A 24,701-nucleotide genomic window follows, 5' to 3' on the forward strand; every position below is an offset into this window, starting at 1 on the left:
GTCGGATTCATCAGATCACCTTCCCTTTGAACAGGCCGGTCGGGCGCCACACCAGCACCGCGATCAGAATGAAGAAGGGCACCACGATCTTGTACTCGGTGCCCACCAGCGCCAGGTTGTTGGGCAGCTCGATCCAGCTCGGCAGGCTATCGCGCAGCGGGCGCAGCAGCACCGACCAGTTGAACACCGCCAGGGTCTCGGCGAAGCCGACCAGGAAGCCGCCGGCGATGGCGCCATAGGGGTGGCCGACGCCGCCGACGATCGCTGCGGCGAAGATCGGCAGCAGCAGGAAGAAGCTCAGGTCCGGCTTGAAGGCGACATCCAGCGACAGCAGCGTCCCCGCCAGGGTCGCCAGCGAGCCGGCGATCACCCAGGTCAGGGTAATGATCAGCTTGGTGTTGATGCCCGAGGCGCGGGCCAAGTCGGGGTTGTCCGACATCGCGCGCATCGCCTTGCCCAGGCGCGCCCGGGTCAGGAACAGATGCAGCCCGATCACCGCCACCAGGGTGACCACGAACAGGATCACCTGCGGTTCGGTGATGATGATCGGGCGCGTCACGCCGGGCAGCTCGATGCGGAAGATCGCCTTGCGCGCCTCGACGTAGAGGCTCTCCGCGCCGGTGCCGGAGAACAGCCGGATCAGCCCCTGCAGCATCAGCGTGACACCCAGCGAGGCGATCACCATCACGATCGGCTTGACCCCGTGGGCGCGCAGCGGCTGATAGAAGACGCGGTCGATACCCACCGCCACCAGCGAGGTGAAGATCATCGCCAGCGGCAGCATCACGATCGCGGTGGGCAGCCCCAGGGCGTCGCCGGCGTGGGGAAAGGCCAGCGTCAGCAGCAGTACTACAAAGGCGCCCAGGGTCATCATGTCGGCGTGGGCGAAGTGGGCGAAACGCAGGATGCTGTAGATCAGCGTCACCCCGATCGCACCCATGGCGTAGATGCAGCCGGTCACGCTCCCGGCCACCACCACATAGTTGAAGAAGTAGATCAGCTCATTCACGGCGAAATCTCTTGTCCTGTCGGCATGGCAGCGGCGCTCTCAACCGCCGAGGAAACTCTTGGCCACCTGCGGGTCGGCGAGCAGGGCTTCGCCGCTGTCGGTGAAGCGGTTCTGTCCGGCGGCGAGCACGAAGCCCCGGTGGGCGATCCGCAGCGCTTGCTTGGCGTTCTGTTCCACCATCAGCACCCCGACCCCGGTGGCGCTGATGCGCTTCACCTGCTCGAAGATCTCGTTCATATAGCGCGGCGAGAGGCCGGCGGTGGGCTCGTCGAGCAGCAGCACGCTGGGTTCGTTCATCAGCGCCCGGCCCATCGCCACCATCTGGCGCTGACCGCCGGAGAGTTCGCCCGCGGGCTGGTGGCGCTTGTCATAGAGCGGCGGGAAGATGTCGTAGATCTGGCGCTTGAGCCGCGACACCGTGGCTGGCTTGAGAAAGGCGCCCATCTCCAGGTTCTCCGCCACCGAGAGGCTTTGGAAGATATTCTTCTCCTGGGGCACGAAGCCCATCCCACGCTCCACCAGTTTGTGCGGTGGCAGGTTGGTGATGGGGTCGCCGCGCAGGCGAATCTCGCCGCCGGTGATGGTGAGCAGGCCGAACACAGCCTTGAGCATGGTCGACTTGCCAGCGCCGTTGGGGCCGACGATGACCCCGACCTCGTCGGCTTCGATCGCCATGTCGACGCCGTTGAGAATATTCATGCCGCCGTAGCCGCCATGAACGTCGATCGCTTCGAGTAGTGGCATGGTGAGCTCGTTTGTTATTGAAGCGGTTGGCGCGCCGGGCTGCCCGGCACGCCGGCCGTGAGGCGTCAGGCCGTAGTGGCCCCGAAATAGGCCTCGATGACCGTCGGGTCGTTCTGGATCTGCGCGATCGGGCCCTCCATCATCACCTGCCCCTGGGCGAGTACGATCACCGGATCGCACAGCCGCGCGATCATGTCCATGTCGTGCTCGATCACCAGGAAGGTGTAGCCGAGTTCCCGGTTGAGGCGCTCGATGTTGCCCATGAGATCACCCAGCAGGGTGCGATTGACCCCGGCGGCGATCTCGTCGAGCAGCACCACGCGGGCGTCGGTCATCATGGTGCGGCCCAGTTCGAGCAGCTTCTTCTGCCCGCCGGAGAGATTGCCGGCCAGCTCGTTGCGCACGTGGGCGAGGCCGACGAAGTCGAGCACCTCGAGCGCACGGCGGCGGGTCTCGGCTTCCTGGCGGCGGACCTCGCCCGGCTTGAACCAGGTGCTGAAGAGGTTTTCCCCCTCCTGCCCTGGCGGCACCATCATCAGGTTCTCCAGCGCGCTCAGGTGGCTGAACTCGTGGGCGATCTGAAAGGTGCGCAGCAGCCCCTTGTGGAAGCGGTGATTGGCGGTGAGATGGGTGATCGGCTCGCCGTCGAGCAGGACCTCGCCGCTGTCGGGCATGAGGCTGCCGGCGATGATGTTGAACAGCGTCGACTTGCCGGCGCCGTTGGGGCCGATCATGCCGGTGATCGAACCGCGGGCGACCTGAATGGAGCAGTCGTCGATGACGGTCAGGCCGCCGAACGACTTCTTGATGTTGCGGACATCGATGATCGGAGTCATCGGCGTCTCCCCTGCAGCGTTGTTGATATTGTGTTGTTGCTGGCGTACTGGATGTGCGTTGTCTTGGTCTTGGGCTAGCGCTTCTGGCTCGAGAGCTTGTCTCAGGTGTCTGTCTCAAGTATCTGTGTTGAGAGCCTGACTCAAGAGCCTGACTAGCGTACTTCTGTCATGCTTCCTGTCGCTTTTGAGGTGAGGTGTCGGGTTGGCACTTGCCGCATTGGCACCGTTCGAACGCAAAAAAGGCGGCAACTCGCCTGGTCATCGTCACCGCGGGTGGGCAGGTCCAAGCCTGCCGGCGCGATGGCGATGGGTGCGAGTGCCGCCCATCTTAATCCGATTTCGAATCGGGTATCAGCCTTTCCTCAATTCTTCTTGGCGCGCTTGCGCTCGTTCTCGGTCAGATACTTCTTGCGCAGACGGATGTGGTTGGGAGTGACTTCCACCAGCTCGTCGTCGTCCAGGAACTCGATCGCCTGTTCCAGCGAGAAGCGTACCGGCGGGGTCAGAACGATGTTCTCGTCGTTGCCGGAGGCGCGCATGTTGTCGAGTTTCTTGGCCTTGGTCGGGTTGACCACCATGTCTTCGGCGCGGTTGTTGATGCCGATCAGCATGCCTTCGTAGACCTCGGTGCCGTGCTCGACGATCAGCTTGCCGCGCTCCTGCAGGGCGTAGAGCGCATAGGCCAGCGCCTTGCCGGGCACCATCGACACCAGCACGCCGTTGCGGCGCTTGATCATGGCGTCGGGCTTGAGCGGGCCGTAGTGGTCGAAGCGGCTGGTCAGGATGCCGGTGCCGGAGGTCAGGGTCAGGAACTGGCCACGGAAGCCGATCAGCCCGCGGGCGGGGATGATGAAGTCCAGACGCACGCGGCCCTTGCCATCCGGGTTCATGTTGGAGAGCTCGCCCTTGCGGTAGCCGAGTTCTTCCATCACCGAGCCCTGGTGCTGCTCTTCGCAGTCGATGATCACCTCTTCGTACGGCTCCTGCTTGACGCCGTCGATCTCGCGGATGATCACTTCGGGGCGGCCCACGGCCATCTCGAAGCCTTCACGCCGCATGGTCTCGATCAGGACCGAGAGGTGCAGTTCGCCGCGGCCGGAGACCTTGAACTTCTCCGGGCTGTCGCCCTGCTCGACGCGCAGCGCCACGTTGTGGATCAGCTCCTGCTCCAGACGCTCCTTGATGTTGCGGCTGGTGACGAACTTGCCGTCCTTGCCGGCAAACGGCGAGTCGTTGACCTGGAAGGTCATCGAGACGGTCGGCTCGTCGACGGTCAGTGCCGGCAGCGCCTCGACCGCGGCGACGTCGCACAGGGTGTCGGAGATCGCCAGATCCTCGATCCCGGTGACGCAGACGATGTCACCGGCGGTGGCTTGCTGGGTCTGCACCCGCTCCAGGCCCATGTGGGTCATCACCTGGCCGATCTTGCCACGGCGGGTGTTGCCCTCCTTGGTGATCACGGTGATCTGCTGGTTGGGCTGAACGCTGCCGCGCTTGATGCGGCCGAGACCGATGACGCCGACGTAGCTGTTGTAGTCGAGCGCCGAGATCTGCATCTGGAAGGGGCCGTCGAGTTCGACCTTGGGCGGCTCGACGATATCGACGATCGACTGGAACATCGGCGTCATGTCGTCGGCCAACTGGTCCGGCTCCATGCCGGCGATGCCGTTGAGCGCCGAGCAGTAGATGATCGGGAAGTCGAGCTGGTCATCGCTGGCGCCGAGGTTGTCGAACAGATCGAAGATCTGGTCGATGACCCAGTCCGGGCGCGCGCCAGGGCGGTCGATCTTGTTGACCACGACGATCGGCTTGAGACCCTGGGCGAACGCCTTTTGGGTCACGAAGCGGGTCTGCGGCATGGGGCCGTCGACGGCGTCGACCAGCAGCAGCACCGAGTCGACCATCGACATCACGCGCTCGACCTCGCCACCGAAGTCAGCGTGTCCCGGGGTGTCGACGATGTTGATGTGGTAGTCGCGGCCGTTGCCGTCGTTCCACTGGATCGCGGTGTTCTTGGCCAGGATGGTGATGCCGCGTTCTTTTTCCTGGTCGTTGGAGTCCATGATCCGCTCCTGGCCTTCCGCTTTGCGGTCCAGGGTGCCGGATTGGCTCAGCAGCTTGTCGACGAGCGTGGTTTGCCATGGTCGACGTGCGCGATGATGGCAATGTTGCGGATGCTCTCGATGCGAGCGTCAGTGTCACTCATGGGGCGGTATCCATATAAATGTGTGCGCCCACGTTGGCTGTCGATCGCCTTTTGACACGGGATCGACGAATGACCCTGGGCACGGGTAGGAAGGTCGGCCGCGCATTGTACAGGCAAGGGCGCGAGACTGGCTACTTCGTCGTGTAGACAGCGGAAGTCGTTGGTCTTGATGGCAGTTTCCCGTGCGGGCGATGACATTTCGATGGCGATCGCCGCCGATGCCGCCACACGACGGGATTCCCTTTGGCCGCTGCCGGTCCTAGACTGGCCGCTTCATAGTCAACGAGGGACCTGGCTTGTCCACGTCTAACGACGACGGTTGTCGTCGCTCCACCGCGTTTTTTCTCTCCGCGCCGCTGTGTTTCCCGGCGCACTCCCGATCCCTCTCGCGTGTTCGCCTCCGGCGACCCGGCCGGCCCCCAGGGGCGGCTTGCGTGACTGCATCGAACCGCTTCACCACAGAGGCTGAGCGGCGATGATGGCGTGGTTCGAATTCTCCTGGATGCTCGAGCCCGCCGCCTGGGCGGGGCTGCTGACCCTGGTGATCATCGAGATCGTGCTGGGGATCGACAACCTGGTGTTCATCGCGATTCTCGCCGACAAGCTGCCACCGGCGCAGCGCGACCGCGCCCGTGTCTTGGGGCTGTCGCTGGCGCTGGTCATGCGTCTGGTGCTGCTGGCGGCGATCTCCTGGCTGATGGGGCTGACACGGCCGCTGTTCCAGCTCTTCGAGCACGGCTTCAGCGGGCGCGACCTGATCCTGATCGGCGGCGGGCTGTTCCTGATCTACAAGGCGACCAGCGAGTTGCACGACCATCTCAATGCCGCCACCGCCCACCAAGGGCGTAATAGCGGCCACTATGCCGCCTTCTCGGTGGTGGTGGCGCAGATCGTGGCGCTCGATGCGGTGTTTTCGATCGACTCGGTGATCACCGCGGTCGGTATGGTCGATCACCTGATGGTGATGATGATCGCGGTGATCATCGCAATGGGGCTGATGCTGCTGGCGAGCAAGCCGCTGACCCGCTTCGTCGGTGAGCACCCCACGGTGATCCTGCTGTGTCTCGGCTTTCTGCTGATGATCGGTTTCAGTCTGGTCGCCGAGGGCATGGGGCTGCACATTCCCAAGGGCTATCTGTATGGCGCCATCGGCTTCTCGATCCTGATCGAAGTGATGCACGAGTGGCGCCGGCGCAACGAGGATCGCGCCGGTGCCCGCCTGGGCGCGCGCCGGGCGCGTACCGCGGATGCGGTGATGCGCCTGATCAGCGGGGGCGACATGAGCCTGGAGCAGCGTACCGGTGAGGCGCCACGCGATGAAAGCGATGACGCCGATGCGGCGGTCTTCGGTGCCGACGAGCGGCGCATGGTGCGCGGCGTGCTGTCGATGGCGGACAAGCCGATCAGCGCGGTGATGACCCTGCGCCGGGATCTCGACTGCGTCGATCTGGACGAACCGCTCAGCGTGCAGCAGACGCAGCTGCGCGAAAGCACCCACGCTACCTTGGTGGCGATTCGGGGCGGAGAGCGCGACGCGCCGCTCGGCGTGGTGCACAAGAAGCGCCTGATCGACACCCTGCTGACCCAGGCGCCGCTGGCGCTGGAGACGCTGGTCGAACAGCCGCTGGTGCTGCTCGAGAACACCAGCCTGGTCGAGGCGCTGCGCCAGTTCCAGCGCAGTGGCGCGTTGATCGCCTTCGTGGTCGACGAGTTCGGTACCCTGGAGGGCGTGGTCACCCTGTTCGATATCCTCATGGACATCGCCGAGGAGGACCCGCAGACCCAGGGCGCGCAGGCCAAGATCCGCCGGGTCTCTGAGGATTGCTACGAGATCGACGCCAGCGAGGATGTGGTCGACGTCAACCAGCAGTTGCCCGAGCCGCTACCGCTGGGGCGCAACTACACCAGCCTCGGTGGTCTGGTGGTCGACCGCCTCGAGACCCTGCCCTATATCGGTGCGCGGGTGGATATCGAGCGCTGGCGCATCGAGGTGCGTGATGTCGAGCGCCATCGTATCCGCCGGGTAAGGCTGTGTCTGGCCGGCCCCGAGTGAGTGTCGGGCACGCGGCGGCGCCCGCTACCGCGTGCCTGCTGGTGTGGATCGCGCAGGATGCCCGACGCCTGGCCGCTCTCCATCTGGCGCGTGAACTGGCGCTGCCGGATGCCTGGCTGGCCGCCGGCTTCGTGCGCAATTGCGTGTGGGACCGGCTGCACGGCTACGCGACGCCCACCCCGCTCAATGATATCGATCTGATCTATCACGACCCCGACGACATTCGTGAGGCCCGCGACCGCGCGCTGAGCGAGCGGCTGCGCGCGGCCAGCGGGCAGCCGTGGTCGGTCAAGAACCAGGCGCGTATGCACCGGCGCCACGGCCACGTGCCCTACGCCTCGGCCAGCGATGCGATGCGCTACTGGGTCGAGCGCGAGACCGCGGTGGGCGTGCGTCTAGAAGCGTCGGGGGCGTTGCGTCTGAGCGCCCCGTTGGGGCTCGACTCGCTACTGGCGGGGCAGCTGTCGCACAACCCGCGCCATGGTGATGCGGCGGTGTTCCATCGGCGTGTGGCCGAGAAACGCTGGTGCCTGCAATGGCCGCATTTGCAGTGCGACTTATCTGGCATTCGCTAGCGCCTGGCGCGTTTTCTTTGGTGCTTGGGTAAGTTTAGGTAAATGGAACGTTAAAGATTGGGCGTCTTTGGCCGAAGTAAACTTAGTGCCCTCAGGACGAGCGCGCTCCTTCAGTCACAGGAAGACCGATCCCCATGCCCCATCCGTTCCGCCATCTCACTCTCGCTGCACGTCTCGGCTATGGTTTTGCCGCCATTCTGCTTTTGATGCTGATCGTGACCGCCGTTGGTATCTGGCGGGTCGCCGCCATCGATCGCGGCCTCGCCGTCATCAATGACATCAACAGCGTCAAGCAGCGTTACGCCATCAACATGCGCGGCAGTGTGCACGATCGTGCCATCGCGCTACGCGATCTCACCTTGGTCGGGGACGACGAGGTGCCCGAGGTGCTGGCGCTGATCAAGCGTCTCGGAGCTGACTTCGTGGTCGCCGAGAACAATATGGAGGAGATGCTCGCCGAGCCCGACCACGTCGCCGAGCGCGATCAGGATCTGTTTGCCGAGATCGAGGCGGTGCAGGCGCGCACCTTGCCGATCATGCAGCGCGTGATAGCGCTGCGCAGCGACGGCGACATCGCATCGGCCCGGGCGCTGGTGCTCCAGCAGGCCCGCCCGGCGTTCGTCGCCTGGCTCGCGGCGATCAACGCCTTCATCGATTATCAAGAAGCCCTCAATCAAGCTGAAGCTGCCAAGGTGCGTGGCGTCGCCACGGGCTTCCGCTGGCTGATGATCGCTTTGTGCGGTGCAGCCCTGGTGCTGGGTATCTCCATCGCCGCTGCTCTGACGCTCTGGCTCAAGCGTACCCTGGGTGCCGAGCCGGACGAAGTCCGCTCGCTGGCCGCAGCCATCGGCCGCGGACGCCTCGACGTGACGCCAAAGCCGGGGCGCGCCGAGCGCAGCATCATGCATGAGCTGGAGAAGACCGCCGCGACACTGCGCGAGACCGTGGTCGACGTGCGCCAGGGGGCCAACGCCGTGGCCGCGGCGAGTGCACGTATCGACGAGGACAATCGACAGCTCGCTACGCGGACCCTGTCGCAGTCCACTGCCATCGAGCAGACCTCGGCCTCGATGGAGCAGCTCGATTCCACCGTGCGCCAGAACGCTGATAACGCCACCCAAGGCGATCGTGTCGCCGCGGAAGCGGCCGGGGTCGCCGAGCGCGCCGGTGAGGCATTTTCCGAAGTCGTCACCACCATGCGTGATATCCAGCAGGCATCGGCTCGTATCGCCGATATCGTCAGTCTGATCGACGACATCGCCTTTCAGACCAACATCCTGGCGCTCAATGCCTCGGTGGAGGCAGCACGCGCCAGCGAACATGGGCGCGGCTTCGCCGTTGTCGCCACCGAAGTGCGCAGCCTGGCCGGGCGTGCCGCCGAGGCGGCGCGCGACATTCGCGGGCTGATCGAGAGCAGCGTCGCCAAGACCAACGACGGCACCCAACTGGTCGACCGTGCAGGCTCGACCATCGATGAGCTACTCGACGCGATTCGCCGAGTCAGCGGTCTGATGGCGGACATCAGCCAGGCCAGTATCGAGCAGAGCGCGGGTGTGAGTCAGGTGGGCGCGGCAGTGGTCGAACTCGACCGTACGACGCAGCAGAACGCCAGCATGGCGGACAAGAGCCAGCGTGCCACCCAGGCGTTGCGGACGCAGGCGGATCAGCTTCTGGCGGCCATGGCGTCGTTCGAGACTGGAGAGCCCGATGACGCGGAGGCGCCAGTGCCGCGCGCTGCACTCACCTGACGTCTCAGTGCGGCAGATGCCCCAGCAGCCAGTCGAACAGTCGACCTGCGCTGCTGGCCAGCGGCTGGCCGATGACGAAGCGTGGCAGCCGCCGGGTGTCGCTGCCGGGCTCCAGCCAGCCGGGCGTGCGCGTCAGCCAGCGGGCATCGGCGTCGAGCCGAGTGAAGCGGTCGAGCGTTGCGATATCGCCGGGGTCGGTGCAGGCGCGGATGCTCAACGGCTCGCGACACAGCCGCGACAGCCGCTGCTGCCCGGTCTGCAGCGCGCGCCGGGCATCGGCACTGGCGCCGAGGGCGGCGACGTCGGTCAGTTGTCCGAAGCGTAACAGTCCGGCCTGATCGAGCCGGCGCACGCTGAAGGCATCTAGTGCCGGCTCCATCCTGTCTCTGCCTGCCAGGTCTTCCTGCCACAGCGTCTGGGCGATTTCCCGGAGACGTGGCGCCTGTGCCGCCGGCTGTGCCTGCAGATAGTCCGCGATCGCCTGACTCTTGCGCTCGTCCTGACCGCCGCGGGGCGCGCCCGGCAGGTCGAGTTCGGCAAGCCGGGTCGCGACACGGCCGCCGTCACTCTCGTCGTGCCAGAGCGCTTCGGCGATCAGCGTGCGATCGGGCATCCACGGTTGGCGAACCGTCGGGTCGGGAAGAAAGACACTGGCGGGGAAGGCCAGTCGTTCGAGCAGCGGGTGCAGCCGCGTGGCGACATCGCGCCAGCCGCCATCGATGGTCAGCGCGATGCGCGGCAGTTGGTCGTGATGCAGCTGCAGAGCACTCTCGAGACTGACGATCTGGGCGCTTTCGGTGAGGGTGGCGATGAGGTGCGCCAGGCTCTCCGGCCCCAGGCTGGTGTCGCGGCGATGCGGCAGACGGGCTTCGTCTTCGCTGTCGAGCACGCGGTTGAGCGCCAGAATCGCGCTGCGTCCCCATAGCGGCTCACTCAGGTTGCGCCGCCAATGGCCGCGCAAGCGTTGTACCACATCCTGTGGGCGATCCAGCCTGGGCATGTGTAGCCTTCCGTGATCAGGGAGCGACGGTGGCGGCGAAGGCGCCCTCTGCCCCAGTATCTCCGTCCTGCTCGCCGTGGAAAAGGGGCCTGGCGCAAACTTGCACGGCCGAGTCGTGCGTCAAATTGGTGCATTCTGGCTTTTTGGCTAACCTTTTTGGTGCATTCGTCTGCTTGTGACGCACCAGAATGAACACTCGATACTTCCTCGACGATTTTAGTGCATCGATGCGTCGATAAAAAAACTCCACATTACAGCGGCTTATTATTGTTGCGGGCACGTGTGCCTCATTTTGGCACATTACTTGCTCTTGTTTCGTAACACGCTTTATCGATCCGCGGGCAGTGATTGCGCGCATGGGCAAGTGCCCGGGTCACATGCTAAAAAGCGGTGTTGGACATTCGCCAACGAATCGAGCCATGGCTCACAGTGGAGGACAACATGTCTGAGAAAACCCTCGCCCTTATCGAAGAACACGACGTCAAGTGGGTCGATCTGCGCTTTACCGATACCAAGGGCAAGGAGCAGCACGTCACCATCCCGGCCAGCGCCGTCAACGCCGAATTCTTCGAAGATGGTCAGATGTTCGACGGTTCTTCCATCGAAGGCTGGAAGGGCATCAACGAATCGGACATGATCCTGCGTCCGGAAGACGGCACCGGCTTCCTCGACCCGTTCACCGAAGACGCTACGCTGATCCTGCGCTGTGACATCATCGAGCCGGCCACCATGCAGGGCTATGAGCGTGATCCGCGCTCCATCGCCAAGCGCGCCGAAGCCTATTTGAACAGCACCGGCCTGGGCGACACCGCCTTCTTCGGCCCGGAGCCCGAGTTCTTCATCTTCGACGAGGTCCACTTCAAGTCCGACATCGAAGGTTCGATGTACAAGATCACTTCGGAAGAGGGTGCCTGGTCCACCGATCGTCAGATCGAAGGCGGCAACCTGGCGCACCGTCCGCGGGTCAAGGGTGGCTACTTCCCGGTGCCGCCGGTCGACAGCTTCCACGACATCCGCAGCGCCATGTGCAACACGCTGCAGGCGATCGGCCAGTCGGTCGAAGTGCACCACCACGAGGTCGCCAACGCCGGCCAGAACGAGATCGGCGTCAAGTTCAACACCCTGGTGAAGAAGGCCGACGAAGTTCAGGAACTGAAGTACGTGGTCCACAACGTGGCGCACGCCTACGGCAAGACCGCGACCTTCATGCCCAAGCCGCTGGTCGGTGACAACGGCTCCGGGATGCACGTCCACCAGTCGTTCTGGAAAGATGGTCAGAATCAGTTCGCGGGTGACGAGTACGCCGGCCTGTCCGAGATGGCGCTCTACTACATCGGCGGCATCATCAAGCACGCGCGTGCCCTGAATGCCTTCACCAACGCGTCGACCAACTCCTACAAGCGTCTGGTGCCGGGTTTCGAAGCGCCGGTCATGCTCGCCTACAGCGCGCGTAACCGTTCCGCCTCGATTCGTATTCCGTACACCTCGAACCCGAAGGCCAAGCGTGTCGAGACGCGCTTCCCTGATCCGACCGCCAACCCGTACCTGGCGTTCTCGGCGATGCTGATGGCCGGCATCGACGGCATCAAGAACAAGATCCATCCTGGCGATGCCATGGACAAGAACCTCTACGACCTGCCGCCGGAAGAGGGCAAGAAAGTTCCGACCGTCGCCAACAGCCTGGATCAGGCGCTGGAAGCGCTGGACAAGGATCGTGCCTTCCTGACCGAAGGTGGCGTCTTCACCGACTCCATGATCGATGCCTACATCGAGCTGAAGGGCGAAGATGTCGAACGTCTGCGCATGACCACGCATCCGGTCGAGTTCGATCTCTACTACAGCCTTTGAACGCCGGCGTTCGTGCATGACGACAAGCCCCACTTCGGTGGGGCTTTTTCGTCTGCGGCCGATAGAGAGCGGAAATGGAGCGACGAAACGGCAAGCGGGGGACATGCGCATGCGTAGCGATACCCAGTGTGAGAGCCGGCGTGGGCGCCGCCGCCGTGGGCGGAGCGGAGGGCGCGCCTTGGCGGGCGTCATGACAGCCGCTGTGATGGCTGCTGTGATGGCCACCAGCGCGGCGCTGGCGGCGCCGGTCTACCGGCATGTCGATGCCCAGGGCAACGTGGTCTACAGCGACCGCCCGGCCAGCGGTGAGCGGGTCGAGCTGGCGCCGATCAGTGTGGTCGACCCGCAGGGGGAGTCCGAGGGGGCATCAGGGGTGGTGCCATCGTCGCCACCGCGCGAGGCGTCGGCGCCCGAGGCGGCAGCGGCTTACACGCGCTTCGAGATCGCCAGTCCCGCCGACGGCACGACCCTGCCCACCGGGCGCGCCGGCGGCGTACAGGTGCGTCTGGCGATCCAGCCGCCACTGGTGGCCTCCGACCGGGTTCAGCTGCGCGTCGATGGCGAGGTGCGCCAGTCGCCGATGCGCACCCAGGTGTTTGCGGTGAGCGGGCTGGCGCGTGGCGAGCACCAACTGCTGGCAGAGATCGTCGATGCTCAGGGTGCGGTGCAGATGGCGACGCCGCCGGTCACGCTCTATGTCCAACGCGCCAGCGTGAATCTGCCCGCCAATCCGAATCGCGCCAACGGTTCGAAGTGATCCATCCACTCGCCTCTGTTCCCCCTGGGTTGAGCCGACTCGCCTTGAGCCGACCCGGCTTGAACTGACTCACCTTGAATCCTGTGCGCCATTTTGGTGCATTGGCGATAGGATAGCGCGGCCTTCAGGCCACCGAAGCCCGCTGGCGGGGAGGTGGCGCGGTTCTTGCACTGAATCAGGACATGGCGGATTACCACGATGGAACGACGTATGTATCAACGCTTGCTGGAACATCTGACGACGGCGGTCGTGCTGCTCGACGAGCGGCTCCAGGTGCGCTGGCTCAATCCCGCCGCCGAGGCGCTGCTGGCGGCCAGCCGGCCGAGGGTGGTGGGGCAGTGGCTGGAGTGCCTGGAGGGCGAGTCGGGGCGCGTGCGCGAGGTGTTGAGCAAGGCGATGCAGGAGTTCCACCCTTACACCCAGCGCGAGGCGTCGCTGTCGCTGCCCGGCGGCGAGACGATCACCGTTGACTTCACCGCAACGCCGATCACCAGCCGCGAGCTGCTGCTGGAGATCGAGCCGCGTGACCGATTGCTGCGTATCTCCCGTGAAGAGGCGCTGATCGCGCGTCAGGAGACGGTCAAGGTGCTGACCCGCGGACTGGCCCACGAGGTCAAGAATCCGCTGGGTGGCATTCGCGGCGCGGCTCAGCTGCTGGAGCGCGACCTGCCTGACCCGCAACTGGCGGAGTTCACTCGCGTCATCGTCGAGGAGGCCGACCGCCTGCGCGATCTGGTCGACCGCATGCTCGGTCCCAATACCCTGGTCCGCCACGAGCCGCTCAACGTGCACAAGGTACTGGAGCGGGTGCGCGCGCTGCTGGAAGCGGAGCACCCCAGGCTCGCCTTCGAGCGCGACTACGACCCCAGCGTGCCGGATCTGATCGGCGACGAGGCGCAACTGATCCAGGCCACGCTCAATGTTGCGCGCAATGCGGTGCAGGCGATGACCGAACACGCCACCCCCGAGCCGCGGCTGACCCTGCGCACCCGGGTGCGGCGCCAGTTCACCCTGGGCGCGGAGCGCCATCGCCTGGTGTGCGAGATGGCGATTCTCGACAACGGCCCGGGGATTCCTGCGCCGATCCGCGAGACGCTGTTCTTCCCCATGGTCTCCGGGCGTGCCGAGGGCAGTGGCCTCGGGCTCTCCATCGCGCAGTCGATCCTGCACCAGCACCAGGGGTTGATCGAGTGCGAGTCGCGGCCCGGGGCCACCGAGTTCCGTCTGCTGATTCCGTTCGAGGCGCCGGTTTGAGCGTCTCTCACTATCCCCGCGGGCGCGCAAGGACGCGCTCTGCCGCCATCGCCGCGAGCGCGATTCATCTTAATGAAGGAGGAGTGTCATGAGCGATGTCGCCCGTATCGTAATCGTCGACGACGATCGTGCCATCCGCTGGGTTCTGGAGCGGGCGCTGGCGCAGCCGGATCTGGACGTGAAATCCTTCGAGCGTGCCGACGCCGCGCTGGAGGCGATCGAGCGCCAGCCGCCGGAGGTGCTGTTGACCGATATCCGCATGCCCGGGATCGACGGTCTCGACCTGATGGCCAAGGTGCGCGAGAAGCACCCGGACCTACCGGTGATCGTGATGACCGCGCATTCGGATCTGGACAGTGCGGTGGCCTCCTACCAGGGCGGTGCCTTCGAGTATCTGCCCAAGCCGTTCGATGTCGACGACGCCCTGGCGCTGGTGCGCCGCGGGGTCGCCCACGCCCGCGAGCGGCGCTCGCCTGCGGCGCTGCCGGAGGGGCTCTCGGCGGAGATCATCGGCGAGGCCCCGGCGATGCAGGAGGTGTTCCGCGCCATCGGCCGGCTGTCGCAGTCTCATATCACGGTGCTGATCAACGGCGAATCGGGCACCGGCAAGGAGCGGGTGGCCCAGGCGCTGCACCAGCACAGCCCGCGCCGCGGTCAGCCGTTCATCGCCCTCAATATGGCGGCGATTCCCAAGGATTTGATGGAGTCGGAGCTGTTCGGCCACGAGAAGGGCGCTTTCACCGGCGCCACCGCCCAGCGTCGCGGACGCTTCGAACAGGCCGACGGCGGCACCCTGTTCCTCGACGAGATCGGCGATATGCCCGCCGATACCCAGACGCGGCTGCTGCGCGTGCTCGCCGACGGTGAGTTCTATCGGGTCGGCGGGCACACCCCGGTCAAGGTCGACGTGCGAATCATCGCCGCGACCCACCAGAATCTGGAGACCCTGGTCGCCGACGGGCGCTTTCGCGAGGATCTGTTCCACCGTCTCAACGTCATCCGCGTGCACCTGCCGCGGCTCGCCGAGCGGCGCGAAGATATCCCGCGGCTGGCCCAGCACTTTCTTGCCGAGGCCGCCAAGGAACTCGCCACCGAACCCAAGGTGCTGACCCAGGAAGCGACCGCCCATCTCACCCGGCTGCCGTGGCCGGGCAACGTGCGCCAGCTCGAGAACACCTGCCGCTGGCTCACCGTGATGGCCTCGGGGCGTGAGGTGCTGGTCGACGATCTACCGCTGGAGCTGCGCGATCTCGACGGCGTGGAAGCGCCCAGCGGTGACTGGCGCGCGGCCTTCCGCGAGTGGGCGGATCGCGCCTTGGCGGCGGGCCATACGCACCTGCTCGAAGAAGCGGTGCCGGACTTCGAGCGTATCCTGATCGAGACCGCGCTCAAGCACACCGGCGGTCGCAAGGGTGAAGCCGCAGAGCTGCTGGGCTGGGGGCGCAACACCCTGACGCGCAAGTTGAAGGTGTTGTTGCCGGCGCTGGCGGACGATTGAAACCGAATTTAACCTCGATCATAAAAGCGGCTAGTCTGACACGACGCCCGGTGTTGTGACCGGGCGTCAATCCATCACCCAGGGGATGCCATGATCGAGAACACCGCCTGGTGGCGTGGCAGCGTCATCTATCAGATCTATCCGCGCAGCTTCATGGATGCCCGCGGTGACGGCGTCGGCGATCTGCCGGGGATCACCTCGAAGCTCGACTACGTCGCCGAGCTGGGGGTCGATGCGATCTGGATCTCGCCATTCTTTCCCTCGCCGATGAAGGACTTCGGCTACGACGTCACCGACTATCGCGGCGTCGATCCGATGTTCGGCTCCTTCCACGACTTCCAGATGCTGCTCGAACGTGCCCACGAGCTGGGACTCAAGGTGATCATCGACCTGGTGCTCAGCCATACCTCCGATCAGCACCACTGGTTCGTGCAGAGCCGCAGCTCGCGCGACAACCAGAAGGCCGACTGGTACGTCTGGGCCGACCCCAAGCCCGACGGCACGCCGCCCAACAACTGGCTGTCGTTCTTCACCGGCAGCGCCTGGACCTTCGACAGCCGGCGCCGCCAGTACTATCTGCACAACTTCTTGTCGTGCCAGCCGGATCTCAACTTCCACAATCCGGCGGTGCGCCGGGCGCAGCTCGACAACGCGCGCTTCTGGCTCGACATGGGGGTCGATGGCTTTCGCCTCGATACCTCCAACTTCTACTTCCATAGCCAGGGGCTCGAGAACAACCCGGCGCTGGGCAGCGGCGAACTCAAGACGCCCAGCGTACCGGCGTCCAACCCCTACGCCATGCAGCGCCACCAGTTCGACATCAGCCAGCCCGAGAACCTGGGCTTTCTACGCGAGCTGCGTGAGCTGATGGAGGAGTACCCCGGCACCACCACGGTAGGCGAGATCTCCGACGACCGCCCGCTGGAGCGGATGGTCGAGTACACCACCGGCAACGACCGCCTGCATATGGCCTATACCTTCGATCTGTTCGATGCGCGCTTCGAGGCCAAGCAGCTACGCGATGTAATCGAGCACTTCCAGTACTACGCCGTCGATGCCTGGCCGTGCTGGGCGCTCTCCAACCATGACGTGATGCGCGTGGTCTCGCGCTGGACCGATCACGAGCATCTGGAACAGCACGGGCCGCTGGTGGCGCGGCTGGCCACGGTGATGCTCTGCTCGCTCTATGGCAGCGTGTGTCTCTATCAGGGCGAGGAACTGGGGCTACCCGAAGCCGATGTGCCCTACGAGCGGCTGGTCGATCCCTACGGCCTGGCGCTGTGGCCAGAGTACAAGGGGCGCGATGGCTGCCGCACGCCGATGCCGTGGAGCGAGGGCGACCGCGGTGGCTTCTCCAGCGTCGAGCCCTGGCTGCCAGTGGATGTGCATCATCGCCGCCGCCTGTGCGTGGATCGTCAGCTCGCCGATGCCGACAGCACCCTGAACGTGACCCGTGCCTTTTTGCACTGGCGCAAGGCGCAGTCGGCGATGGTCGACGGCACCTTGATTCTCTCCGACTTCGACGACGAGCTGCTGGGCTGGCTGCGCGTCTCGCGCGATCAGGCGATCCTCGCGGTGTTCAACCTGACCGCCGAGCCCCGTACCACCGGGCTGCCCAAGGGCGCCGGAGAGATCGTCTACCGCCAGGGCTTCAGCCCCGAGCTGGTGGAGGGGCAACTGAGGCTGCCGCCGTTCCAGGCGGCGTTCATCGAGATCGCCCGCGATAGCATCGACCCGCGGGCGCTGATCGAGCAGGAACCGGATCTCGAGCGCAAGGGCTTCCTGAGCCGTCTGCTGGGCTCGCTGATGGGGCAGGAGGAGGGCGGCACGCGGCCGAGCTGAGATCGCGCGTCGCCGGGGTTGAGGCTGGGGCGTGCCGCGTTACGCGCCCCAGTAGTCGCGGGCCAGATCCACCACCAGCCGGATCTTGTCCCACTGCGCCTGCTCGGCCAGGTCGTTGCCCTCCTCGGTGGAGGCGAAGCCACACTGCGGGCTCAGGCAGAGCTGCGACTTGGCGACGAAGCGGCTGGCCTCGTCGAGCCGGGCGCGCACGCCGGCGGGGTCTTCGAGGTCGCCCACCTTGGTGGTGACCAGGCCGAGCACCGCCTGCTGATGGCCTTCGGGAATGAAGCGCAGCGGGTCGAAGCTGCCGGCACGATCACTGTCGTACTCCAGGAACCAGGCATCGACGCCGACCTGGCCGAACAGCGTCTCGGCCACCGGCTCGTAGCCGCCTTCGCTGATCCAGGTGGAGCGGAAGTTGCCACGGCAGACATGCAGCGAGACGAACAGGTCATCGGGCTTGTCGGCGAGGGCGTGGTTGAGCATCTCGGCGTAGATCGCCTGCAGCCGGTCGGGGTCGTCGCCCCGGGCGCGGGCGGCTTCACGCTCCTTCTCCGAGCAGAGATAGGCCCACACGGTGTCATCGAGTTGCAGATAGCGGCAGCCGGCAGCGTAGAAGGCGCGGATCGCCTCGCGATAGGCATCGGCGGTATCGGCGAAGAAGGCGTCCAGGCTCGGATAGACATCGCTGTCGATCTTCTTGCGGCCACCGCGGAAGTGCAGCACGCTGGGGCTGGGAATGGTCATCTTGGGCATCGCCGTGGCCACCTCGGCCAGATAGCGGAAGTGCCCGAGCATCGGATGGTCGGGGTTGAAGCCGACCTTGCCGTCGACCCGGATCTGCTTGGCCCCGGTCTGCATGCCCTGAAACTGGATGCCCTGCTCACCGACGAAGCCGGTGACGCCGTTTAGCTGTTCGAGAAAATCGAAGTGCCACCAGGCACGCCGGAATTCACCGTCGGTAACCACCGCAAGGCCGGCCGCCTCCTGCTGCTCGACCACCCGGCGAATTTCGCGATCCTCCACCGCGGCGAGTGCGGCCGCATCGATCTCGCCCTGCTGATAGCGGGCGCGGGCCGCCTTGAGTGCCGCCGGACGCAGAAAGCTACCGACGATATCGGCTCGGAATGGGGGATGCACTTGTGACATGGCAGTTTTCTCCGGTAGTAACACGACGGCATGCTGAGGGTGCTAATAGTGCGTGATGAGTACGATCGACACCAATGAAGGCGCTTCACGCAGATCATGCACGGCGCTCACCTTGGCGCTCGAGACCGCCGAGCCTTCATCGGCGCTGACGTTTGACGATAAGACTTTAGTGGTAGAATCGTCGACATTCTGACTCGACCCGTCGCGCCAGCGTGCGCCGGTTCACGTTCGTTTTTCATCCTCTCATTCATCACCGCGCGTGACGCAAGGCGCGGGGCGACATCACAGGAGTCTTCCGTGGCGACACCTTCTCAGCACGATCTGCGCAATGCCTTCCGCCAACTGTTGGCCAACGACGAGTGCTACTACACCGCCTCGGTGTTCGACCCGATGTCGGCGCGTATCGCCGCTGACCTGGGCTTCGAGGTGGGCATTCTCGGCGGTTCGGTGGCCTCGCTGCAGGTGTTGGCGGCGCCCGACTTCGCCCTGATCACGCTGAGCGAGTTCGTCGAGCAGGCGACCCGGATCGGCCGCGTGGCGCGGCTGCCGGTGATCGCCGACGCCGACCACGGCTACGGTAACGCGCTCAACGTCATGCGCACGATCACCGAGCTGGAGCGCGCCGGGATCGCTGCCCTGACCATCGAAGACACCCTGCTGCCGGCGCAGTACGGGCACAAATCCACCGACCTGATTCCGGTCGAAGAGGGCGTGGGCAAGATGCGCGCCGCCCTCGAAGCGCGCATCGACCCGGCGATGGCGATCATCGCTCGCACCAACGCCGGGCAGCTCGATGACGACGCCGCGGTCGCGCGGATTCGTGCCTATCAGGCCGCCGGCGTGGACGCCATCTGCCTGGTCGGCGTGCGCGATTTCGACCATCTCGAGACGCTGGCCTCGGTGCTGACCGTACCGCTGATGCTGGTCACCTACGACAATCCGGCACTGCGCGACCGCGCCCGCCTAGCCAAGCTCGGGGTGCGCATCGTGGTCAACGGCCACGCCGCCTACTTCGCCGCGATCAAGGCGACCTACGACTGCCTGCGCGAGCAGCGCGACATCGCCACCAACGACCTCGACGCCTCGCGTCTCTCGACGCGTTACTCCACCCTGGAGGAGTACCGCATCTGGGCGCGCGAATACATGGACGTCAAGGAGTGAGCCCCAGCGTCGCCGAGGCGCGATGTCGGGGCGAGCGCTTTTCTTCGTCCCGAGCGATCGGCATGCTAGGTGTTGAGGGGAACACCTAGCGTCCCCCTTGTGGCTCGGCAGTGAGCCGCTGTCCATTCGAACGGAGATACCGATGACCGCCATGCACTGGGAGCGCCTGCTCGACCCCGTGCGTCTACACGACGCCCGCACCTCGCGCGGTGAGGTGGGGCGTAGTCCTTTCCACAAGGACTTCGACCGCATCGTCTTCTCCGGCTCGTTCCGGCGCCTGGGGCGCAAGACCCAGGTGCACCCGCTCACCGACAACGATCATATCCACACCCGGTTGACCCACTCTCTGGAGGTCGGCTGTGTCGGCCGCAGCCTGGGGATGATCGTCGGCGAACAGCTTCGCGAGCGGCTGCCTGAGTGGGTCAGCCCCGCGGACCTGGGGGTGATCGTGCAGGCGGCCTGCCTGGGGCACGACATCGGCAACCCACCGTTCGGCCACGCCGGTGAGTACGCCATCCGCGACTGGTTCAAGTGGACCGAGCAGCAGGGCGGCGGCCTGCTCGATGGGCTGGACGAGGCCGAGCGTGCTGACCTGCTCACCTACGAAGGCAACGCGCAGGGCTTTCGCATCGTCACCCAGATCGAGTACAACCGTTCCGCGGCGGCATGCGGCTCTCGGCGGCGACCCTGGGCACGCTGCTCAAGTATCCGTGGACGGTCGAGCACGGCGGCAAGATGGGGCAAGTTCGGCTGCTATCAGTCGGAGAAGCACCTGCTCTCCGAGGTGGTCGATCGTCTCGGCATGAAGCCGGCCGGCGACTCCAAATGGTGCCGCCCCCGCTGGCCTATCTGGTCGAGGCTGCCGATGACATCTGCTATGCGCTGCTTGACCTGGAAGATGGCCTGGAGATGGGCATTCTGCGCTTCGATGAAGTCGCGGAAGTACTCCTGCAGATCGCCGGAGAGCGCCCAAGGGGTATCCCGGATGCAGGATGCGGGGTCTCCCAGCGCCGCCGTATCGCCGCCCTGCGCGGCGCGGCGATGGAGCGCGCGGTCAACGAGGTCGGCGATGTGTTCGTCCAGCACGAGCAGGCGCTGCTCAACGGCACCCTGACCGACGACCTGCTCGAACTGTGCCACCCGGACCTGGCCTGGGGCGTGGCCGCGGCCAAGCAGCTGGCGCGCGAGCGCATCTTCCAGAACGAGCGCGGCCAAGCTGGAGATCGGCGCCTACACCACCCTGGGCATCCTGCTCGAAGCCTTCATCGGCGCCGCCCACGAGCTGCACCATACCGGCCAGTCATCCTTCAAGCACCAGCGCGTGCTGGCGCTGATCGGTGAGAACACCCCCAAACCCTCCTGGTCGCTCTACGCCAGCTACCGCCGCATGCTCGACTTCATCGGTGGCATGCCGACCACTACGCGGTCGAACTCGCCCAGGAGATGGGCGGCCGCCTCAAGGGGGATTGAGGGAAGCGCGGCAGGGCGCAACGCCCTGCCGTCTCGGCCTCAGTGAAAGCGTTAGAACCCGCGGCGTTGCTCTCACCGGTGTGCCCAAGGGCATTGCCGCTCCCTTGGTACCTGCTCATTAAATTAGTGCTTCTTGAACATATCACCGGGTGACATGACCATCACCGCCCGCCGTTACCGGTATTGACAGTTTGCCCTCTACCGTGCCATCTTATATGGCATTATGTTGGCGATATCGGAAGCGCGAGGCGCTCATGAAACCTTGGTCGATCCTGGCGGCGATAATATCGCTCTCTCTGACCGCATGCGGGCAGAGCAACGCTGATCCGGAAAACCAGCAGGCGGTCGATGCACTGATCAAGAAGACGAAAGACGAGCTCGTTCGTGTTGAGGGTGGCACCTTCCAGATGGGGGACTTTGGGCCGATCGATCCCAATCTAAAAGGCAGCGACAAGGGGCTGCCCTATAGCGCGGATCAAGACAACAAGCCGTTGCATGAGGTCACGCTGGATACGTTCTATATGTCGCCGACCAAGGTGACCTATGCCGATTACGATGTCTATACTCAAGCGACGGGTAAAGATAAGATCAATAGCACTAATCAGTTCGAGATGCAGTTTCGACAGGATAATGTTCCCGCGGGTGTAGACTGGTATCAGGCCAAGAATTATTGCGATTGGCTTGCCAAGGAAACCTCACTGCCGTTTTCCTGCCGACAGAGGCGCAGTGGGAGTACGCGGCGCGTTCGGGTGGCAAGCTTATACCTTATGGTACTAGTACTGGGACTCTGGAAAAAGGTACGAGCATACCCACGCAAGCCGACGTCGATAAGTCAACGAGCGCTGGTGATAATAGCATCTATGCCCCTTATCCAGTTAGGCTGTATCCGCCGAACGGTTTGGGGATATATCAAATGGGTGGTAATGGTTACGCATGGGTTATTGATTGGTATCAGTCTGACTACTATCAACATTCTCCCAGAAAGAATCCGCAAGGTCCAAGCTCGGGAAATGAGAAAGTTGTAAGAGGACTGGCTCCTGGTGAAGGCTTAGGAGGCAGGTTGACAATGGAGAGATATCATAGGAGGCCGGGCTTGATGTCTTCAGGTGATGATAAAGCTCGGCGGTGCCATACACTTTCGTTGTGTGTTGAATGGCAAAAGCTTGAAATGATGGGGGGGGGCGGTTTGGCTTTGGTGTTCGATTTGCAAGGCTTCCTACGGTACTATAATTGACCTGCATGGGATTGATTACAAGCTCACGTGACGGGTGTTGCGCGGCATGTGATAGCTAAAGGTTTCGGAAAAAGGAATTATCTATGAAGTCTCGGTTCATTTTTTTGGCGCTATCGACTTTGAGCTTGGTTGCCTGTGGCGATGGTCAGGCTGATTCGAAAAACCAAGAGCGGTCGATGCGCTGATCAAGAAGACGAAAGACGAGCTCGTCCGTGTCGAGGGTGGCACCTTCCAGATGGGGGACTTCGGGCCGATCGATCGATCTAAAAGGCAGCGACAAGGGGCTGCCCTATAGCGCGGATCAAGACAACAAGCCGTTGCATGAGGTCACGCTGGATACGTTCTATATGTCGCCGACCAAGGTGACCTATGCCGATTACGATGTCTATACTCAGGCAACGGGTAAAGATAAGATCAATAGCACCAATAAGTTCGAGATGCAGTTTCGACAGGATAATGTTCCCGCGGGTGTAGACTGGTATCAGGCCAAGGATTATTGCGATTGGCTTGCCAAGGAAACCTCACTTCCATTTTCTCTGCCGACAGGCGCAATGGGAATACGCGGCGCGTTCGGGTGGGAAGTTTATACCTTACGGCACTAGTACAGGAACGCTAGAGAAAGGGAAAAGCATTCCTACCGAGGAGGATGTAAGTAAGGCTACGAATGCAGGAGATTTGACTAGTGCAGCACCATATCCAGTCAAGTTATATCCTCCGAACCCGCTTGGTCTCTATCAGATGGGAGATAATGGATATGCTTGGGTTTTAGATTGGTATCAGGCTAGTTATTATCATGATTCTCCTAAAAACAACCCTCAAGGACCGATGCAAGGAGAGGATAAGGTTGTCAGAGGGCTGCCCCATGGTGAGGGCTGGGGTGGGGCATTAACGATGGAGCGCTATCATCGGAAACCTGATTTGATTGCCTCGGATGGTGATAAGGAAACAGCGGCACCATACACGTTTCGTTGTGTGGTCAACGCGGAAGCAGTCAAGTAGTTTTGTAGGAGGCATTGAAATATGCCTCCTGTATTTAAGTATCAAGCGATCGAGGTCCTATTGGTGTGGCTAGGGAAGCATATAGCTTCGGTGGTGTTGTTGCAGGGGGTGTAGAAGCCCGGTGCTACACGCTCCTCTACCTGAGTAAAGTACTCTTCAACTCTATTTCTGACTAAGCGTCCTCCTTTTGGGGCTTCGCCTGGAAGATCGTTGTATATGTTGCGTAGATCGTTGTCATAATCACTGGTGGTGAAGCGGCCTTCAAATAGCGAGTCGCGGTCATTTTCGCCTGCATTGAGGAACTCGTACACTCTCTTTTCTCTTCTTTCTTCGGGCTGTTTTTTCTCCTGTCGGAATATCTTCTGCACTAATTGCGGGAGTTATCTCTGCATGATGCAGTCAAATTCTGCTCTTGATTGAACCCATTCAAATACTCGAATGATTGCCCTCTTTCGGCTGGGTAGAATGCCTGCCCTAATAAGGTCGTCGTATGTTAGGTCGTAGTTTCTGTGATCCGCGCGATCAATCAAGCTTGCGTCTGTTAGCAAATATAGCAAAGCTCCTTTTGCTTCCGGTGTGGTATATTTTAGCATGTCGGGGTCTGAGTTTATTCTAGATGTCAGTGCGCCTCTATTTAAGCTTTTAGATACGCTGGCGTCTATTTTTTCGTAGACCTCTTTTGCCTGTAGGCTTATTTCTGCGTAAGTTTTGTTGAGGGCCTCTTCGAGTTGTTCCTCAGCGGTTATGGCCAAGTAAAGTATATTTGATATTGTCGAAAAGGCTTGCGCTCCGATGAAGTCGAGTTTTCGGTAATTTACATGGCGAAGTTGGTAGGCCACCCATTTAATAAACTCCGCCACCAGGCTGGCATCGATTTCTCCCGCTACCTTTCCCTTGGCGCCAACCCCCAGCAGAATCCGGCTTTAGCCATAAATTTAAATTTTCCCCTTTCATAAGTGATGTTTAGACCACCTTCAAGGCCGGCACCGGCTTGTACGGTGCCTTGCGGAGCCAGCTTGCCGAAAGGGCGGAACTCATTGACTTCGGGGTTTTTCCATTCGATCTGGCCAGTAATCGTGCAACTCATTTCAGCGCCGACAAAAGCACGAATCTGATTGCCCGAGTCGCTGTCTTCCTCCTTCTTCGTCGACATGTCTATTCTCTGCATGCCGGGCAGGGTTTGGGAGTCCAGAGTGCCGCGGGTACCTACCGTCCTGCCACCGGGCCGACTGAGATCGGCGTCGATATTCAGCTCGGCAGCAATGCTGGCGCCTATACCTCCCTCTGTCACCATGATCATATGAGAGCGAATCATGCC

Annotated in this window: 18 protein-coding genes and 4 pseudogenes; 13 read left to right on the forward strand and 9 right to left on the reverse strand. The window is 63.2% G+C overall.

The genetic code is table 11. The features are described 5' to 3' along the window. Nucleotides 1–10 precede the first annotated feature (10 nt). The 4 genes and pseudogenes from CN538_RS09495 to typA all read right to left on the reverse strand — a co-directional run bounded on the left by CN538_RS09495 (nucleotide 11) and on the right by typA (nucleotide 4,795). Complete coding sequence (locus tag CN538_RS09495) at nucleotides 11–1,009, reverse strand: branched-chain amino acid ABC transporter permease (protein WP_106419265.1); 999 nt, start codon at nucleotides 1,007–1,009, stop codon at nucleotides 11–13. A 39-nt stretch (nucleotides 1,010–1,048) separates the two neighbouring features. Next, entirely contained in the window at nucleotides 1,049–1,753 is a 705-nt protein-coding gene (locus CN538_RS09500; protein WP_106419266.1) for an ABC transporter ATP-binding protein, read from the reverse strand. A gap of 65 nt (nucleotides 1,754–1,818) precedes the next feature. After that, nucleotides 1,819–2,589, reverse strand: a complete 771-nt coding sequence (locus CN538_RS09505; protein WP_035474779.1) for an ABC transporter ATP-binding protein — start codon at nucleotides 2,587–2,589, stop codon at nucleotides 1,819–1,821. Nucleotides 2,590–2,951: 362 nt separating this feature from the next. Further along, nucleotides 2,952–4,795, reverse strand: a pseudogene (typA, locus tag CN538_RS09510) (translational GTPase TypA). Between the two features lie 475 nt (nucleotides 4,796–5,270). Between typA and CN538_RS09515 the strand changes: the two are divergent. The 3 genes from CN538_RS09515 to CN538_RS09525 all read left to right on the forward strand — a co-directional run bounded on the left by CN538_RS09515 (nucleotide 5,271) and on the right by CN538_RS09525 (nucleotide 9,171). Further along, nucleotides 5,271–6,848 carry a TerC family protein gene (locus tag CN538_RS09515; protein ID WP_207233719.1) on the forward strand — a complete coding sequence of 526 codons (1,578 nt, stop codon included), beginning with the start codon at nucleotides 5,271–5,273 and terminating at the stop codon, nucleotides 6,846–6,848. Further along, nucleotides 6,845–7,423: a nucleotidyltransferase family protein gene (locus CN538_RS09520; RefSeq protein WP_242495724.1), complete on the forward strand. Its 579-nt coding sequence runs from the start codon at nucleotides 6,845–6,847 to the stop codon at nucleotides 7,421–7,423. The genes CN538_RS09515 and CN538_RS09520 overlap by 4 nt, the downstream gene beginning before the upstream one ends. Nucleotides 7,424–7,557: 134 nt before the next feature. Next, complete coding sequence (locus tag CN538_RS09525) at nucleotides 7,558–9,171, forward strand: methyl-accepting chemotaxis protein (RefSeq protein ID WP_106419267.1); 1,614 nt, start codon at nucleotides 7,558–7,560, stop codon at nucleotides 9,169–9,171. A gap of 4 nt (nucleotides 9,172–9,175) precedes the next feature. On the opposite strand, the gene CN538_RS09530 is transcribed toward CN538_RS09525, so the two are convergent. Then, nucleotides 9,176–10,171, reverse strand: coding sequence for a polysaccharide deacetylase family protein (locus tag CN538_RS09530; RefSeq protein WP_129591340.1), 996 nt, complete (start codon nucleotides 10,169–10,171; stop codon nucleotides 9,176–9,178). A gap of 441 nt (nucleotides 10,172–10,612) precedes the next feature. On the opposite strand from CN538_RS09530, the gene glnA reads away from it, so the two are divergent. From glnA to CN538_RS09555, 5 genes are all read left to right on the forward strand, one after another. After that, nucleotides 10,613–12,019 (forward strand): glutamate--ammonia ligase, encoded by a 1,407-nt coding sequence (gene glnA, locus CN538_RS09535; protein WP_106419269.1) that lies wholly within the window; start codon nucleotides 10,613–10,615, stop codon nucleotides 12,017–12,019. Nucleotides 12,020–12,209: 190 nt separating this feature from the next. Beyond that, entirely contained in the window at nucleotides 12,210–12,776 is a 567-nt protein-coding gene (locus CN538_RS09540; RefSeq protein ID WP_164999560.1) for a DUF4124 domain-containing protein, read from the forward strand. A 210-nt stretch (nucleotides 12,777–12,986) separates the two neighbouring features. After that, on the forward strand, nucleotides 12,987–14,030 hold the full coding sequence (gene glnL, locus CN538_RS09545; RefSeq protein WP_106419271.1) for a nitrogen regulation protein NR(II): 1,044 nt from the start codon (nucleotides 12,987–12,989) through the stop codon (nucleotides 14,028–14,030). A gap of 88 nt (nucleotides 14,031–14,118) precedes the next feature. Next, nucleotides 14,119–15,528, forward strand: coding sequence for a nitrogen regulation protein NR(I) (gene glnG, locus CN538_RS09550; protein WP_106419272.1), 1,410 nt, complete (start codon nucleotides 14,119–14,121; stop codon nucleotides 15,526–15,528). Nucleotides 15,529–15,618: 90 nt separating this feature from the next. Beyond that, the gene (locus CN538_RS09555; RefSeq protein WP_106419273.1) at nucleotides 15,619–17,370 is read left to right on the forward strand and encodes an alpha-amylase family glycosyl hydrolase; all 1,752 of its coding nucleotides are present in this window, start codon (nucleotides 15,619–15,621) and stop codon (nucleotides 17,368–17,370) included. A gap of 39 nt (nucleotides 17,371–17,409) precedes the next feature. On the opposite strand, the gene CN538_RS09560 is transcribed toward CN538_RS09555, so the two are convergent. Continuing rightward, nucleotides 17,410–18,519, reverse strand: coding sequence for a cobalamin-independent methionine synthase II family protein (locus tag CN538_RS09560; RefSeq protein ID WP_106419274.1), 1,110 nt, complete (start codon nucleotides 18,517–18,519; stop codon nucleotides 17,410–17,412). A 297-nt stretch (nucleotides 18,520–18,816) separates the two neighbouring features. Here CN538_RS09560 and CN538_RS09565 point away from each other — a divergent pair, with 297 nt between their 5' ends. The 5 genes and pseudogenes from CN538_RS09565 to CN538_RS26215 all read left to right on the forward strand — a co-directional run bounded on the left by CN538_RS09565 (nucleotide 18,817) and on the right by CN538_RS26215 (nucleotide 23,383). Beyond that, entirely contained in the window at nucleotides 18,817–19,680 is an 864-nt protein-coding gene (locus CN538_RS09565; RefSeq protein WP_106419275.1) for an isocitrate lyase/PEP mutase family protein, read from the forward strand. 142 nt (nucleotides 19,681–19,822) lie between these two features. Next, nucleotides 19,823–21,150, forward strand: a pseudogene (locus tag CN538_RS09570) (deoxyguanosinetriphosphate triphosphohydrolase). Nucleotides 21,151–21,404: 254 nt separating this feature from the next. Further along, nucleotides 21,405–21,836, forward strand: a pseudogene (locus CN538_RS26205) (formylglycine-generating enzyme family protein); the annotation flags it as partial. Then, nucleotides 21,827–22,384 (forward strand): formylglycine-generating enzyme family protein, encoded by a 558-nt coding sequence (locus CN538_RS26210; RefSeq protein ID WP_422917577.1) that lies wholly within the window; start codon nucleotides 21,827–21,829, stop codon nucleotides 22,382–22,384. The pseudogene CN538_RS26205 and the gene CN538_RS26210, both read left to right, overlap by 10 nt. A 347-nt stretch (nucleotides 22,385–22,731) precedes the next feature. Beyond that, nucleotides 22,732–23,383 (forward strand): annotated as a pseudogene (locus CN538_RS26215) (formylglycine-generating enzyme family protein). Nucleotides 23,384–23,424: 41 nt separating this feature from the next. On the opposite strand, the gene CN538_RS19895 reads toward CN538_RS26215, so the two are convergent. The 3 genes from CN538_RS19895 to CN538_RS09595 form a co-directional block, all read right to left on the reverse strand. After that, nucleotides 23,425–23,694, reverse strand: a complete 270-nt coding sequence (locus CN538_RS19895) for a hypothetical protein (RefSeq protein WP_129591342.1) — start codon at nucleotides 23,692–23,694, stop codon at nucleotides 23,425–23,427. A 69-nt stretch (nucleotides 23,695–23,763) separates the two neighbouring features. After that, nucleotides 23,764–24,243 carry a hypothetical protein gene (locus CN538_RS19900; RefSeq protein WP_164999563.1) on the reverse strand — a complete coding sequence of 160 codons (480 nt, stop codon included), beginning with the start codon at nucleotides 24,241–24,243 and terminating at the stop codon, nucleotides 23,764–23,766. Between the two features lie 23 nt (nucleotides 24,244–24,266). Continuing rightward, nucleotides 24,267–24,698, reverse strand: a complete 432-nt coding sequence (locus CN538_RS09595; RefSeq protein WP_106419279.1) for a hypothetical protein — start codon at nucleotides 24,696–24,698, stop codon at nucleotides 24,267–24,269. Between the last annotated feature and the right edge of the window lie 3 nt (nucleotides 24,699–24,701).

This window comes from Salinicola tamaricis, from assembly GCF_003006155.1.
GTDB classification, from domain to species: domain Bacteria; phylum Pseudomonadota; class Gammaproteobacteria; order Pseudomonadales; family Halomonadaceae; genus Salinicola; species Salinicola tamaricis.